A 15,237-nucleotide genomic window follows, 5' to 3' on the forward strand; every position below is an offset into this window, starting at 1 on the left:
TTTGTTATTTGCTATGACTTAAAAATCAATTTTCAAATTCACACCAACCGAACGGGTCGAAGGCATATTGAATACATCGAATGCACCCAAACCGTTTTTGGTCGAGAGGGCGATATCGGGATCAACCGGAGCGTCCTTGTAGATGAAGAAGAGGTTACGACCCACTACCGAAAGCGACAGGTTGCGGATAACACCACCGAAGAGGTTGTGGAACGAATAACCCAGCGAGAGCTCGGCCAGACGGAAGTTGGTAGCATCATATACATATTGCGAACCGAAACGGTTACCACCTACGGCTTGGTAGTACTCTTGAATAGGAGCTACGTTGCCGTCGGGCATAATCATACCCGGTTTGGTTTTCGAACCGTCAGGCGAAGTCCACAAGAGATTGTGAGCGGCTGCATAGTCGCGGGCATCGCCTACCCGTTTCGAAACGCCTTGATAGTCGAGGTAAGCCTCGGTGAGCGAAATAACCTTACCACCGATGCGGCCGTTAACCAGGAAGTAGAGCGAGAGGTCTTTCCAAGTAATGGTGTTACCCCAACCCAGTTGGAAATCGGAGTTCATGTTGCCCAAGTAAACATAGTCGGTCGTACTCAATTGGGGAGCACCCTCGGAGCTCAACCAGATGCTGCCATCGGCATTGCGACGGAAGTCGAGAGCATACATGTCACCATAAGAACCACCTTCGTCGTAACGAACCACGATATTACCACCGGCAATCTTCTGCTCAAGTTTGGCCGAGTTACCCTGGTCATCTTTGAAGGTCTTCAAAATCTTGTTGTCGTTATACGAGAAGTTAACCGAGGTTCTCCACATCCAGTCTTTCGAGAAGTTGAGCGAGTAAGAGAGCGTAGTCTCAATACCTTGGTTACGAATCATACCGGTATTGACGGGTTTGATTTTACCACCCGTGGTTGCCTGCAGGAAGTAGCTGTTGCACAGGCGAGTGTGATAGTAGGTCAAATCCCAGTTGAGGGCACTCTCGAAGAACGATACATCGAAACCGGCCTCGAACGATTTGGAAGTCTCGGGCAGCGGGTTGTCGAAGTAACCATAGGTCGAAGCGGCAATAGCTCCCGTAGCCAAATCGGCATTACCCATGCTGAACACCTCGTTGGGGATCGAGTTACCTACCTCACTATACGATGCACGCAGTTTCAAGTGAGTGATAAACTCGGGCATGGTGATGTATTTGTGCATCAAAGTATTGGCACCTACCGAGAAGTAACCGTAGTTATCGGGAGTACCGCGATACTCAAACTGTTTGAAGGCACGGTACCAGTCTTGACGGTAGCTACCTTCCAAATATACATAATCCTTATAACCTACCTGACCGGTGAAGAAGAGGCCCTTGTCCCAGTTGGACGAAAGCGAATAGGCATTCAAGTTATTGCTTCCCCACATGGCATTGGGCTCGAAGAAGTTGATGCGGGTAGGCAACTCGTTCATATTGGTATAGGAGAAATAGGTGGCACGAGTCCATATCTTTTGGGTTTCGCCTTTCACCGTGTGACCTACCCAACCGGCCGATGCCGATACCGAGAAGTCTTTGATCTCTTTGTTATAGCTCAACATGGCATCTACATAGACGTCGTTACTCCAGAGGAGGTCTTGTCCATACATACCGTAGTCTTCGATAGCAGCCACATTCTGGGTAGTAGCATAACGATTGGTGAAGCCTTTGTATTTGGCACGATCCATGTTCAAACGACCTTGAACTTTCAAGCCGGGGATAATTTCGTAGCTGGCCGAAATGTATCCATAGGCACGCTCTTCGGTATTCTCACTTTGGTTTACATTAGTAATCCAGTAGGGGTTGTTGTTACCCGGCGAGAAATAGGCCCACTGTTGCATGGGACCCGACAGTTGGGTAGTAGCCGAGGGAACCCATTGTCTCTGGTCATTGTAATAGCCATAGATATTCGAGGTCCAGGTACCTTGGCCCATGTAGTTCTTGCGATAGTAGTCCATGTCGATGTTTCGCGGCATGCGATACAAGTCGTACAAGGGGTTCATGACCGTACCACCACCGGGGCGGTTCTTGGTCTTGGCATGAACGTAGTTCAACGACAGGTCGATATTCAGTTTCTTTTTGAACAGCGAGTAGTTCTGACGGAACGAGAAGGTGTTACGTTGATAGGTGTTGTTGGGCACCATACCGTCGGAGTATGAGTTGGCATACGAGAAGTAGGAACGAACCTTCTCGGTACCACCGCTAATCGAAACTGAGTTGTTGTAGGTAGCACCCGTTTCGAAGAAGTCGGAGATATCGTCCTTGGCATAGTTGCGCAGGTGTGCTCCCTGATAAGCAAGCTCCTCGGGAGTCATGTCGCTTATCTTCTTGCCCCAGCTCTCAAGCGAAAGCGTATTGGCAGCCAGGTTTACATCGGCACCATAAGTGTTTTGAATCTGGGGAAGAACCAGCGGCGTCTCGAACGTTACGTTGGAGTTTACGCTCACCGATACACTACCCTCTTTACCACGCTTGGTGGTAATCATCAGCACACCGTTGGCAGCAGCACTACCGTACAGGGCGGCGGCATTGGCACCTTTCAAGATGTTGATGCTCTCGATATCGTCGGGGTTCACCAGCGAAAGAGCATCACCACCCTCGGCCGTGCTCGAATAGGTAAGGGCGCTTCCATCGCTACTCCACGACGAAGCGGCACCACCAATCTGGTTGGTCATAGGGATACCATCGATAACGATAAGCGGGCTGTTGTTACCCATAACCGATTTGTTACCACGCAACAAGATTTTGGAAGTACCACCGGCACCACCGGCACTCTGTGTAATCGTTACACCAGCAGCCTTACCTTGTAGTGAGTTTACAAAGTTGGCATCCTGTACTTTCATCAGCTCGTCGCCTTTAATCTCTTGAGTAGCATAGGTCAGCGACGACTCTTTACGGGTAATACCCATGGCCGTTACAACAACTTCGTCGAGAAGTTTGTCGTTGCTGTCCATCACTACATCGATTTTGCTTTGTCCGTTGATAGCTTTCTTGATGGTTTCATAACCGATATAGGAAAACTCCAACTCGTTGCTCCCTGCAGGAACTTTAATAGAATAGTTACCGTCAATGTCGGTTGCTACCACTACATTGGTACCTACTACCTTTACGGTAAGACCGATAAGAGTCTCGCCCGAGGGGTCGGTTACCGTACCGGTAACAACTTTTGTTCCTGCGGCTACATTCTGATTTACACTCTTGACCTGTGTCGCACTCGACGCCACAGCCGGGGCTGCACTAGCATGCGCAGCAGTACCGATTCCAAAACCTGAAACCAGTACAAAAGCTACAATAATTGCTTTTAGATTTCTTCTATACATACGTGTATTTATAGGTATTCGAATACTAAAAAAATAAATTTACCTCTCTCATAAAATCTGTTTACTTTTTCCTCATAGGCCTTATATTAATAATGTTATATAAATTTATTTTAGCTGTAAAAAAGACACGAAAATAAACCCTATTCTCACTCATGAAGTTACAACTTGTGAGAACAGTTCTCCTTACAATTTATAAATGATATATAGTTTTTCTAAACAAGAGTATTGCTTTTTCATGGTTTATTCTCAGGTTTCTCATAACTAATTAATACATTTTGCTATTTCTCTATATTTATATAACCCTTTTTCGGGGATTACCCCTAGTCAAAAATCAATATTTTTTTCCTTTTCATAAGAAGTAATATTAAAATATAGCGCATAAAAGGTTAAAACAAATTGATTTTCAATGATTTTTAAATTGATATCATTAGCATGTTTTTTTTATCTCCCATCTCATTTTTTTTACGATTGGGGATTTCGACAGCTATTCTCATTCACTACTCTAAAGATAGGAAGTAATCTTCTCGTGACTATCCTATCTTTATCCTCATGGCTCGAAGATCCTATTCATTCCTCTTAAATATTGTAATAATACAATGGCGGTTGCAGAAAAAAAGCGTATTTTTGCAAACTATTTCATTCTTCTTTAAATTAGGATTATTGTGTTTCGGCACTAAAAACAACGAATTTGAACTTTATGACTAAACTTTCTTTTGAAAATATTCGGCGTATGCTACGAAGAATCGGAGGGTATTTGCTGTTGCTGCAAAAACAACTTCGCCGACTTTCATTACGTACATGGATGTACATAGCCATAGGCCTATTGCTGATAGGTGGTGGTTTATACTGGTTTTTACGGCCAGCTCCTCCGGGCCCCGATCTTCCGATTGTCGAGGTTGAGCCTGTGACGACCGACGATGTAGAGATCTATGGCGAATATGTGGGGCGCATCAGAGCCCAGCAGTTTGTCGAGATACGGGCTCGGGTCGAGGGATTCCTCGAACGGATGCTCTTCGACGAAGGTACTTATGTAAAAAAGGGGCAACCTCTATTCATCATCGACCCCAAACAGTATCAGGCCCGAGCCAACAAGGCCAAGGCCCAATTGAACAAGAACAAGGCTTTGGCTTTGAAAGCCGAGCGGGATCTGGAGCGTATCCGCCCGCTGTACCAACAAAATGCGGCCAGCCAACTCGACCTCGACAACGCCATTGCGTCGTATGAAAGTGCAAAAGCCGAGGTGGAAATGAGCGAAGCCGACCTCATCCAGGCCGAAACAGCCTTGGGATATACGACCGTGAGTTCGCCCATCTCGGGATACATATCGGAGCGCAACGTCGATATAGGTACCCTCGTAAGCCCCGGCGGACAGTCACTGCTGGCTACGGTCGTGAAGAGCGACACGGTTCGCGTCGATTTCAGCATGACAGGCCTCGACTATCTGAAGAGTAAAGCTCGTAACGTGAATCTGGGTCAGAAAGATACGACCCGCACGTGGGAGCCCTACATCACCATCACCCTGCCCGACAACTCGGCTTACCCGCAACGCGGTATTGTCGATTTTGCCGACCCCCAGGTCGATCCCAAAACGGGAACCTTTTCGGTGCGGGCCGAGATGCCCAACCCCGAACACATCCTGCTCCCGGGTCAGTTTACCAAGGTACGGCTTCTGCTCGACGTGCGCGAGAAGGCAGTCGTAGTCCCCACCAAAGCCATTGTTATCGAAAAAGGTGGTGCCTACATCTTTGTCGTGCGGGCCGATAGTGTGGCCGAGCGTCGTATGGTCGAACTGGGTCCCGAAGTCGGAAACAACGTAATCATCGAGCGGGGGCTCGTACCCAATGAAAATATTGTTGTGGAAGGATACCACAAACTCACTCACGGCGACAAAGTGATTCCGTCGGTCTATCGAAAGGAGTCGGAAGAAGACCGTTCTAAAAACTAATGAATTATGAAATCGGACTTCTTTATTGACAGGCCCATATTCTCGATTGTCATCTCAATCGTGATTGTTATCGTGGGTGTACTGGGACTCATTCTGCTCCCCATTGACCAATACCCACAGATTGTCCCGCCGGTAGTCAAGGTATCGGCCTCCTACCCCGGTGCAAGTGCGCAAACCGTCACCCAGGCGGTAGCCACGCCCATCGAGCAGGAGCTGAACGGAACTCCCGGCATGCTCTATATGGAATCGACCAACAGCAACTCGGGTAGCTTCTCGGCCACCATTACGTTCGATATCTCGACCGACCCCGACCTGGCTGCTGTCGAAATACAGAACCGGGTAAAACAGGCCGAAGCCCGACTCCCGGCCGAGGTTGTCCAAAACGGCATCTCGGTAGAGAAACAGGCATCGAGCCGATTGATGACCGTTACGCTGCGGTCGAGCGACCCGAAATTCGACGAGATATACCTCAGTAACTACGCCACGCTCAACGTGCTGGACATGTTGCGACGGGTCAAGGGCGTAGGTAGCGTATCCAATGTGGGTAGCCGCTACTATGCCATGCAGATATGGGTGCAACCCGACCGGCTGGCCAACCTCGGCCTCACAGTCGATGACTTGCAAAAGGCCTTGAAAGATCAAAACCGCGAATCGGCCGCCGGTGTGCTGGGGCAACAGCCTATCAGCAACATTGACGTGACTACCCCTATCATTGCACAAGGCCGGTTGTCGTCGGTTGCCGAATTTGAAGAGATTGTCATTCGAGCCAACCCCGACGGGTCACTGATACGTCTGCGCGACGTAGCTCGCATCTCGCTCGAAGCCCAGTCATACAACACCGAGAGCGGTATCAACGGAGGCAATGCTGCCGTGCTGAACATCAACATGCTACCTGGAGCCAATGCCATGGAGGTTGCCAAATCGGTCAAGAAAGAGATGGATGCCATAAGCCGCAATTTCCCCGAAGGTATCACCTATGAGATTCCATTCGATATGACCTCCTACATCTCGCAATCGATCAGCGAGGTGTATCACACTCTTTTCGAAGCCCTCATCCTGGTAATCCTGGTTGTATTCCTTTCGTTACAGAACTGGCGGGCCACACTCATCCCGGTGATTGCCGTACCCATCTCGTTGATAGGAACGTTTGGTATCATGCTGGCCTTTGGATTCTCGCTCAACATGATGACCCTTTTGGGACTTATCCTGGCCATCGGTATCGTAGTGGACGATGCCATCGTGGTGGTGGAGAATGTCGAGCGCATCATGAACGAAGAGCACCTCGACCCCTACACGGCAACCAAAAAGGCCATGCGGGGACTGGGCAGCGCCATTATCGCCACCTCGCTGGTATTGTGTGCCGTGTTTGTTCCGGTAAGTTTCCTGGCAGGAATCACCGGCCAACTTTATCGCCAGTTTACCATCACGATTGCCGTGTCGGTACTCATTTCGACAGTAGTCGCCCTTACGCTGAGTCCGGCCATGTGCGCACTGTTGCTTCGCCCCGAATCGGGCAAGAAGAAAAACAAAGTGTTCCGATATATCAACCTGTGGCTGGCTTTCGGTAACCGGCTCTACGAGCGACTCATTCGCATGGGTTTGAAAAATCCGCGCCGGGTTTTAACCGCCTTTGGGCTCTCACTGATTGCTATTTGGCTGCTCAACAAAGTAGTGCCCCAGAGTTTCATGCCGCAGGAAGACCAGGGATACTTTACCGTAGAATTGGAATTGCCCGAGGGTGCTACACTCGAGCGCACCCGCAGTGTGACCGACCGGGCCATGAACTATCTGCTCTCGCGCGACGACGTATCCTATGTGCTCAACGTAACCGGATCGAGTCCTCGCGTGGGAACCAACCAGTCACGAAGCCAGCTGACCGTTATTCTCAAACCCTGGGAAGAGCGCAAGTCGTCAAACCTGCGTGAAATCATGGAAGAGATACGGCACGAATTTCAGCAATACCCCGAGAGCAAGGTCTATCTGAGTACACCACCGGTTATTCCGGGATTGGGTAGTTCGGGTGGTTTCGAGATGGTACTCGAAGCTCGCAGCGACGCCAGCTACGAAGACTTGCAACGGGCTACCGATACTCTACTCTATTATGCCTCGCAACGTAAAGAGATAAGCGGCTTGTCCTCGTCTATCCAGAATGATATTCCACAACTTTACTTCGACGTGGATCGCGACAAGGCACAAATGCTGGGTGTCAAGATATCCGATATATTCTCGACGCTCAAAACCTTTACGGGGTCGATTTATGTAAACGACTTCAATATGTTCAACCGTATTTACCGGGTTTACATCCAGGCCGAAGCTCCCTATCGAGCCCACAAAGAGAATCTGGGACTCTTCTTCGTCAAAGGTAGCAACAATGCCATGATACCCATCACGGCTCTCGGTACCACATCCTATACAACGGGACCGGGAACCATACGACGATTCAACATGTTTACCTCGGCCACCATATCGGGCGAGGCTGCTCCGGGCTACAGTTCGGGACAAGTCATGACCATACTCGAAGATATCGCCAAGAAGCACCTTCCTTCCAATATTGGCGTAGAATGGAGCGGTCTCTCTTACCAGGAGAAGCACGTGAGCGGACAGACCGGCTATGTGCTGGCCTTGGCCCTGCTCTTTGTATTCCTCTTCCTGGCCGCCCAGTATGAAAGCTGGTCTATCCCGGTAGCCGTAATCCTATCGCTACCGATAGCCGGTGTAGGAGCCTACTTGGGTAACTGGATTTGTGGCCTCGAAAACAACATCTACTTCCAGATAGGCTTGGTCATGCTCATCGGTCTGGTAGCCAAAAATGCTATTCTTATCGTCGAGTTTGCCAAAGACGAGGTGGAACAAGGGAACAACGTGGTCAATGCGGTTATCAAAGCGGCCCACCTGCGGTTCCGCCCCATTGTGATGACCTCGCTGGCCTTCATCCTTGGCATGTTGCCGCTCGTCTTTGCCAGCGGTCCGGGTTCGGCCAGCCGCCAAGGTATCGGTACCGGTGTATTCTTTGGTATGATCGTGGCTATCACGATAGGCATTATCTTTGTTCCCCTGCTCTTTGTATGGGTTTACAAGTTGAAATTTAAACTGACGAAACGATGAAAGCGATAAAAATAATTCTATCCATATCTCTGGCGGTGCTCGTTTTGACCGGCTGCTCTATCCAGAAACGCTGTCAAGCGCCCGAACTTAACCTGCCGGACGAAATTATCGCAGGAGAGAACGATACCCTCACCCTTGCCGACATGGCCTGGTGGGAACTTTATTCCGATTCGACCCTAACCAAACTCATCAACAAAACGTTGAACAACAACCGCAACATGCGTGCCGCCGAAGCTCACATCAGACAGATGCAAGAGCTGTATCGGGTAAACAAGGCATCGCTGTGGCCATCGATCAGCGCCCAAGCGTTTGCCGACCGCGAGACCAATGCCTACTATGGCGAAAAGGTAAGCATCGAACCCGAACTGAGCCTCAAGGCTTCGTTGAGTTGGGAGATAGATTTGTGGGGCAGCCTGCGCTGGGGCAAGAAAAAGGGTGCAGCCGAATACCTATCGTCGGTAGAGGCAGCCCGAGCCATGCAAATGACCCTGATTGCCGAGACGGCTACCGCCTACTTCGAACTGGTAGCGCTGGATCAAGAGCTCGAGATTGTTCTGCAAACGGTAAAAACTCGTGAAGAGAGCGTAAACCAGGCCCGCTTGCGGTTCGAGGGCGGACTCACCTCCGAGACGGCCTATCAACAGGCTCAGGTAGAGCTGGCCAACGCTTCGGCCCTCATCCCTAATCTGGAACAAAAGATTGCCTTGAAAGAGAACCAGATAGCTGTCTTGTCGGGCGAATACCCCTCCAAGATAGAACGTGGCAACTTCGATATGAATATCTCTTTGCCCGAGGATATGCCCATAGGTCTCCCCTCTACCCTGCTGCAACGTCGTCCCGATGTGCGGCAAGCCGAGCAACAGTTGAAGTCGGCAATGGCTTCGGTGGGCATCGCCTATGCCGACCGTTTTCCCCGGCTCACCATCAATCTGGTAGGCGGTTTTGAGAATGACGAATTGCGAGGCTATTTCGAGTCTCCCTTCTCCTATGTAGCCGGTAATTTGGTAGCTCCTATCTTCTCATTCGGGAAAAAGAAAGCGCAATACAAGGCGGCAATGGCGGCCTACGACGAAAAGCGCTATGCCTATGAACAAAAGGTACTCGAGGTATTTCGCGAAGTAAACGATGCCGTTATCACTTATCAAAAGAAGAGACGCACGTCGGAGTTGCAGCTCAACCTCTTCGAGGCGGCTCAAAAGTACGTCGATTTGGCCCAATTGCAATACCTCAACGGCGTCATCCGCTATATCGATGTACTGGATGCCCACCGTAACTTTTTCGATGCTCAAATCGGGTTGAGCAATGCCATACGCGACGAATATCTGGCCATGGTCAACCTCTATAAAGTTTTGGGCGGAGGCTGGAGTACCCAAGCCGAATAACCCCTCGGTTCAGCAAAGCAATAACTTAAATAAAAAAAATCCCGGAGTGATTCATACACTTCGGGATTTTTATTTATTGGTATCTTATCTCGTCGTTGCCAATTAGCAGAGCTTGCGAGCACCGTCGGAAATGACTACATCATATACTTTGGGCGAACGACCGAAAGCCTCTTTGTATTTTGCCTTGGCAGTCTCGATAAAGTGATCGTACAACTCATTCTTTACCAGGTTGATGGTGCAACCGCCAAAACCGCCGCCCATCACGCGCGAACCAGTCACGCCGCACTCCTTGGCCACATTGTTCAGGAAATCGAGCTCTTCGCAGCTCACCTCATAGAGTTTACTCATGCCATAGTGAGTCTCATACATCTTCTTTCCCACGGTCTCATAGTCGCCACACTCAAGGGCATCACACACATCAAGTACCCGTTGTACCTCGCCAATCACATACTCGGCACGCATATAATCCTCGGCCGTAATCTCGCCTTTCACTTCGTTGAGCATATCCATGTTGGCATCACGCAGGAACTCGACATGCGGGTGTCTCTTTTGAATGGCAGCTACTACATTCTCGCACGATTTGCGGCGATCGTTGTAGGCCGACGAAGCCAACTCGTGTTTTACTACCGAGTCGAGCAATACCAGGCGATAGCCCTCGGGATTGAAGGGGAAATACTGGTACTCGAGCGAACGGCAATCGAGACGAATCAGGTGACCGGCTTTACCGAATACCGAGGCAAACTGGTCCATGATACCGCAGTTCACACCACAGTAGTTGTGCTCGGTTGCCTGCCCTATCTTGGCCAACTCGAATTTGTCGATACCGCAGTCGAACATGTCGTTCAATGCATAGGCATAGGTACTCTCCAAAGCAGCCGACGACGACATGCCGGCACCCAGGGGTACGTCACCGGCAAAGGCCGTATTGAAGCCGGCAATCTTTCCGCCCCGCTTGATAATCTCGCGGCACACGCCAAAGATATAGCGTGCCCAGCTGGCCCGAGGAGCATCCTCTTCGTTCAAGCCAAACTCTACATAATCTTTCAAATCTATCGAGTATGCCCGCACTTTATTTGTTCCATTGATCTTGAGTTCGGCAACCATACCTTTGTCGATTGCGCCGGGGAATACGAATCCACCATTGTAATCGGTATGTTCGCCAATCAAGTTAATACGTCCGGGAGAGGCATATACCGATCCCGTAGAGCCGTCGAAGTGTTTGATAAAACGACTTCTTACAAATTCTATGTCCATAATACTAAATTAAAAAATGATTGTGATTTATATAATCGGTTTATTTCTGAATCGAGAACTTAAATTGGGTGTGACTCTCGAACTTCTCGTGCGGACGCAAAACGACCGACGGATAGTTTTCGTGATTGGGGCTGTCGGGGAAGTGCTGGGTTTCGAGACAAAGGGCTGCCCGCATGGGATAGCGTTGCCCGTTCTTGCCGATGAAGTTGCCTGTCATCCAGTTGCCTGTATAGAGTTGCACGCCGGGCTCGGTGGTAAAGACATCGAGCACGATACCGGTCTTGGGCGATATACACTCGGCACAGAAGGCAAACTCGCCCGGGTGTTTCTTGTTCAACACATAGGTGTGATCGTATCCCTTGCCATATACGAGCTGAATGAAAGGCTCGTCGATACGGCTGCCCACCTCGTAGAGTTTTCTGAAATCCATAGGCGTACCCTCCACGGCCGATTTCTCGCCATAAGGAATAGCCGTATCGTCGGTAGGCAGATAATAGTCGGCATCGATACACAACAAGTGATCGCCAATATAGGGGTCGCCTGCACCCGACAGATTGAAATAAGAGTGGTTGGTGAGGTTGAGAATCGTAGCCTTGTCGGTCTCGGCATGATAGGTAATATCGACGGCGTTGTCGTCGGTGAGTTTGAACACCACCTTTACCCGCAGATTGCCGGGGAATCCCTCTTCGCCGTCGGGCGACAAGCGAGAGAATTCTACCGTCTGCTTATCGGGCTGACAGGCATCCCACACTTGGAAATTAAAGCCCTTGATACCCCCGTGCAGCGTATTGGGACCGTTGTTGATGGCCAACTTGTCATAGAGTACGCCATCGATTGTAAACTTGCCCTTGGCTATGCGGTTGGCATATCGTCCACAGGTAGCACCGAAATAGGGTTCCTCGGAAGAGAGGTATTCCTGTATGTTGTTGTGACCGGTAACCACATCTATCATCTTTCCCGTTCGATCGGGAACCATAAGCGAAACGATACGAGCCCCATAATTCGTTAAGGCCAATTCGCATCCGTTCTTATTCACCAAAACATAAAGTGCTGTTTTCTTTCCATCGACAAGTCCTTGGAAATGTGTCGGATTCAAGCCAGAAAGAGTCATATCCATATTTTTCTTTTTAAGGTTAACTATATTTATTGATTGTGTAAAGTTAATGTTATCTTTTTTTCTTGCAAAGATTTTGGGTGGCTTTTACTTAAAATTATTCGAATTGTTAATATTTAACAAAAATTTATAGATAACTATGAAATAAGCCCATCACTCCCCACAAAAACTGTCCAATCTATTTTTTTAGACCAACTCTATATAAAGAAAGATTGTGACAATAGCCCCCAGAGTTCTGTCACTACGGGATATGAATGAGTTTATGAGTCTGGAGCGAAAGTCGCCACTGGGGATGTGCCTGGATATAGCAAACGGCCTCGTCGAGAAGTTGGACGTTTCTCGCCTCATCGCCGGTATCGCAGGGTTGCAGACTGAGAACCGCCCGATACTCCTGCCCCATCGTTTCATAGGGAGTCATATCCTGCCCCTCATATACGACCTTGAGTTCATCGACTCGCCCTATCTTCACGGGCAACTCCTTGGGCGAGCAGGTAATCCAGTCGATGGCCCGTACCAACTCGGAATCCAAGGGTATGGAGCCGTTGGTCTCGATTTGAATGAATCGACCCGCCTCGTGCAATTTATCAACCAACGATTGGGTGAGCTGCAAAGTGGGCTCTCCCCCGGTAATCACCACATGAGGCGAGGGATAGGCAACCACCTGCCTCACAATTTCATCCTCGGTAAGCGACGTATAGGTCTCGTGCCGGGTATCGCAGAAACTACACCGCAGGTTGCACCCCGACAGCCGCACAAAGACTGCCGCCGTGCCGGTGAACCTACCTTCGCCCTGCAAGGAGTAGAAAATCTCGTTTACTCTCATAGGGCAAAATCGTCGTCTTTACAATCATCGACCCGATAGACGGCTATATTACCGCCGCTCTCCTGAACCTTCGTCTTGTAGCACTCGGGTATCTGCTCGGTAATCCAACGGGCTATGTTCTCGGCCGTAGGGTTAAAGGGCAACAACTCGTTGAGGTTACCGTGGTCGAGATAGCCGTGTATCTTGTCCTTGATGTGCTTGAAGTCGCACACCATCCCGTCGGCATTGAGCTGCTCGGCTTTGCAATAGACGGTAACAATCCAGTTATGGCCATGCAACTGCTCACACTTGCTTTCGTAGGAGAGCGTCAATGCGTGCGCTCCCGCAATCTCCATAGTCTTTGCTACGTAATACATAACGATGATTTTACGCTGTTATTCAATCCTCATATTCGGTGGGGTCGTCGATACCGGCATCGCGGAGCGCCTCTTTTCGCTCGACACAGGTGCCACACTTGCCACAATGCTTTGTTCCGCCCTTATAGCACGACCAGGTCTCGGCATAGTTTACCTGCAACTGTTTGCCCCGCCGGGCTATGTCGCTCTTGGTAATGTGGGTATAAGGAGCCAAAATTCCAATGTGCTCATAGGTTCCCTCGCGCATAGCCTCGTTCATGGCCTGGATAAAAGACGAACGACAATCGGGGTAGATGGCATGGTCGCCGCCGTGATTGGCTATAAGGACCTGCTTCAACCCGTTACTCTCGGCAATGCCACAGGCAATCGACAGCATGATTCCGTTGCGGAAAGGTACCACGGTACTCTTCATGTTCTCGTCGGCATAGTGCCCCTCGGGAATAGCCTCGCCTCCGCTCAGTAACGAGCTTTTGAAATACTCTTTCATAAAGGCAAGCGGGATGACAATGTGTTTGATACCCAGCCGCTCGCAGTGGAGCCGGGCAAAAGGTATCTCCTTGACATTGTGGTTGGCTCCATAATCAAACGACACGGCCAACGCGATGCGGGCAGCATATTCATGAAGCAGTGTTACACTGTCCATACCACCCGAAACGACTATCAACGAATCTTTCATACTCTTTGTTTTATTCATATACTCGGGGACACCATTCTCGTCCCCTGCCCCGAATAAAGTCGGGGAATAACACTCATGAGATTTTACCAATCTCTCTCGTATGTGCAAAGATAATCTAAAAATTACAATCCTACCGGTAAATAGCTCATAAGCCTTTCAAAAAATCGTTATCTTTGTAACATAATAAACGGAAGTCGCGGCAGGAAGTTTTCGCACGAATTGGCTCTTGCTCTTGACTTTCACAATTGTTTCGACCTCAAAAGCAGAAAATAAAATTCAGATACACAATGAAAGCAAAGGTACGAGTTCGTCTCATTCTCCTCACCATGACCATGCTTGCCATTGGATTCCCGCTGTTGTTTCTCACGGCACCCCCTATTCCCCGTTATCTGGGGCCCGAGGGTATTGCAGCCTCATTTGTCGAGAATCTTACCAGCGCCAACTTCGAGGAGGCCCGCAAACTGGTAACTCCCGAATCGATCGAAACCATGCATCTGTTCGAAACCCTGGTGGGCAGTCAAAGCGATGAGTTGAAAAACGAGCCTACCCATTTCACCATGTCCCGTTCGAAGATGAACCCGACACAAGATTCTCTCTTTATCGAGGGAAAACTCTTTTTTTCGAACAAACATAAACTCATACGTCACATTGAACTTTTGCTGGTCAACCGCGAGGGCCGCTGGCTGGTCGATTGCCAAGACAACAATATCTTTTGACCCACACGTTGCACGAGCGAACCTTACCGTTTGTCCAGCCGTTACTTGTCATATTTATTCGATTGTTTAAACTTCAACACGATGGGAAAATTTCAAGACATCCTGGCCGGCAACACGCCGGTATTGGTCGATTTCTTTGCCGAATGGTGCGGCCCTTGCAAAATGATGAAACCGGTTCTCGAAGAGTTGAAACGGAAATGGGGCGACCGAATCGTCATTCTCAAAATCGACGTTGATAAAAACCAGGCGATGGCCTCGGCCTACCGCATCCAGTCGGTCCCTACCCTCATCCTCTGGAAGAACGGGCAGATAGCCTGGCGCCAATCGGGGGCCCTCCCGTTGCACGAGCTGGAGCAAGATCTCTCGACGCTCATCTGAGAATAGGCTATTTAAAGAAAGACAAGCAGTCCATTCGCAACGGATTTTCTCTTTTCCGTCACGTTTGCCATATTATTTTGTACCTTTGCAGCGCTAAAAAGAAGAGCCGGACCAGGGTATTGCACCCAGGGTCGGCCTTACTTTTGCACTAA

11 protein-coding genes are annotated in these 15,237 nt (G+C 49.5%); 5 read left to right on the plus strand and 6 right to left on the minus strand.

Translation table 11 applies throughout. The features are described 5' to 3' along the window. Positions 1-18: 18 nt before the first annotated feature. Positions 19-3,336: a SusC/RagA family TonB-linked outer membrane protein gene (locus B5G10_RS00965; protein WP_087422898.1), complete on the minus strand. Its 3,318-nt coding sequence runs from the start codon at positions 3,334-3,336 to the stop codon at positions 19-21. A 730-nt stretch (positions 3,337-4,066) separates the two neighbouring features. Here B5G10_RS00965 and B5G10_RS00970 point away from each other — a divergent pair. The 3 genes from B5G10_RS00970 to B5G10_RS00980 are packed head-to-tail and all read left to right on the plus strand — an operon-like array spanning position 4,067 to position 9,768. Further along, a complete protein-coding gene (locus B5G10_RS00970; protein WP_087422899.1) occupies positions 4,067-5,281 on the plus strand; it encodes an efflux RND transporter periplasmic adaptor subunit in 1,215 nt (404 codons plus the stop codon). 6 nt (positions 5,282-5,287) lie between these two features. Then, entirely contained in the window at positions 5,288-8,386 is a 3,099-nt protein-coding gene (locus tag B5G10_RS00975; protein ID WP_087422900.1) for a multidrug efflux RND transporter permease subunit, read from the plus strand. Continuing rightward, positions 8,383-9,768, plus strand: a complete 1,386-nt coding sequence (locus tag B5G10_RS00980) for an efflux transporter outer membrane subunit (RefSeq protein WP_087422901.1) — start codon at positions 8,383-8,385, stop codon at positions 9,766-9,768. The genes B5G10_RS00975 and B5G10_RS00980 overlap by 4 nt, the downstream gene beginning before the upstream one ends. Before the next feature lie 102 nt (positions 9,769-9,870). Here B5G10_RS00980 and galK read toward each other — a convergent pair whose 3' ends face one another. From galK to queC, 5 genes are all read right to left on the minus strand, one after another. After that, on the minus strand, positions 9,871-11,022 hold the full coding sequence (gene galK, locus B5G10_RS00985; protein WP_087422902.1) for a galactokinase: 1,152 nt from the start codon (positions 11,020-11,022) through the stop codon (positions 9,871-9,873). A gap of 40 nt (positions 11,023-11,062) precedes the next feature. Further along, the gene (locus tag B5G10_RS00990) at positions 11,063-12,139 is read right to left on the minus strand and encodes an aldose epimerase family protein (protein ID WP_087422903.1); all 1,077 of its coding nucleotides are present in this window, start codon (positions 12,137-12,139) and stop codon (positions 11,063-11,065) included. 238 nt (positions 12,140-12,377) lie between these two features. Next, positions 12,378-12,959: a radical SAM protein gene (locus B5G10_RS00995; RefSeq protein WP_087422904.1), complete on the minus strand. Its 582-nt coding sequence runs from the start codon at positions 12,957-12,959 to the stop codon at positions 12,378-12,380. After that, positions 12,956-13,315 carry a 6-carboxytetrahydropterin synthase gene (locus B5G10_RS01000; RefSeq protein ID WP_087422905.1) on the minus strand — a complete coding sequence of 120 codons (360 nt, stop codon included), beginning with the start codon at positions 13,313-13,315 and terminating at the stop codon, positions 12,956-12,958. Before B5G10_RS01000 ends, B5G10_RS00995 begins: the two co-directional genes overlap by 4 nt. A gap of 22 nt (positions 13,316-13,337) precedes the next feature. Next, a complete protein-coding gene (gene queC, locus B5G10_RS01005) occupies positions 13,338-13,991 on the minus strand; it encodes a 7-cyano-7-deazaguanine synthase QueC (RefSeq protein ID WP_087422906.1) in 654 nt (217 codons plus the stop codon). Between the two features lie 287 nt (positions 13,992-14,278). Here queC and B5G10_RS01010 point away from each other — a divergent pair, with 287 nt between their 5' ends. Further along, positions 14,279-14,707: a hypothetical protein gene (locus B5G10_RS01010; protein ID WP_087422907.1), complete on the plus strand. Its 429-nt coding sequence runs from the start codon at positions 14,279-14,281 to the stop codon at positions 14,705-14,707. Between the two features lie 81 nt (positions 14,708-14,788). After that, positions 14,789-15,085 carry a thioredoxin gene (gene trxA, locus B5G10_RS01015; RefSeq protein ID WP_087422908.1) on the plus strand — a complete coding sequence of 99 codons (297 nt, stop codon included), beginning with the start codon at positions 14,789-14,791 and terminating at the stop codon, positions 15,083-15,085. Positions 15,086-15,237: the final 152 nt, after the last annotated feature.

The organism is Barnesiella sp. An55, assembly GCF_002161555.1.
GTDB lineage: Bacteria > Bacteroidota > Bacteroidia > Bacteroidales > Barnesiellaceae > Barnesiella > Barnesiella merdipullorum.

Bases quoted from the DNA above. Each gene is read 5' to 3' on its own strand.
- B5G10_RS00965 (WP_087422898.1), bottom strand. From the start codon at position 3,336: ATGTATAGAAGAAATCTAAAAGCAATTATTGTAGCTTTTGTACTGGTT.
- B5G10_RS00970 (WP_087422899.1), top strand. From the start codon at position 4,067: ATGCTACGAAGAATCGGAGGGTATTTGCTGTTGCTGCAAAAACAACTT.
- B5G10_RS00975 (WP_087422900.1), top strand. From the start codon at position 5,288: ATGAAATCGGACTTCTTTATTGACAGGCCCATATTCTCGATTGTCATC.
- B5G10_RS00980 (WP_087422901.1), top strand. From the start codon at position 8,383: ATGAAAGCGATAAAAATAATTCTATCCATATCTCTGGCGGTGCTCGTT.
- galK (WP_087422902.1), bottom strand. From the start codon at position 11,022: ATGGACATAGAATTTGTAAGAAGTCGTTTTATCAAACACTTCGACGGC.
- B5G10_RS00990 (WP_087422903.1), bottom strand. From the start codon at position 12,139: ATGGATATGACTCTTTCTGGCTTGAATCCGACACATTTCCAAGGACTT.
- B5G10_RS00995 (WP_087422904.1), bottom strand. From the start codon at position 12,959: ATGAGAGTAAACGAGATTTTCTACTCCTTGCAGGGCGAAGGTAGGTTC.
- B5G10_RS01000 (WP_087422905.1), bottom strand. From the start codon at position 13,315: ATGTATTACGTAGCAAAGACTATGGAGATTGCGGGAGCGCACGCATTG.
- queC (WP_087422906.1), bottom strand. From the start codon at position 13,991: ATGAAAGATTCGTTGATAGTCGTTTCGGGTGGTATGGACAGTGTAACA.
- B5G10_RS01010 (WP_087422907.1), top strand. From the start codon at position 14,279: ATGAAAGCAAAGGTACGAGTTCGTCTCATTCTCCTCACCATGACCATG.
- trxA (WP_087422908.1), top strand. From the start codon at position 14,789: ATGGGAAAATTTCAAGACATCCTGGCCGGCAACACGCCGGTATTGGTC.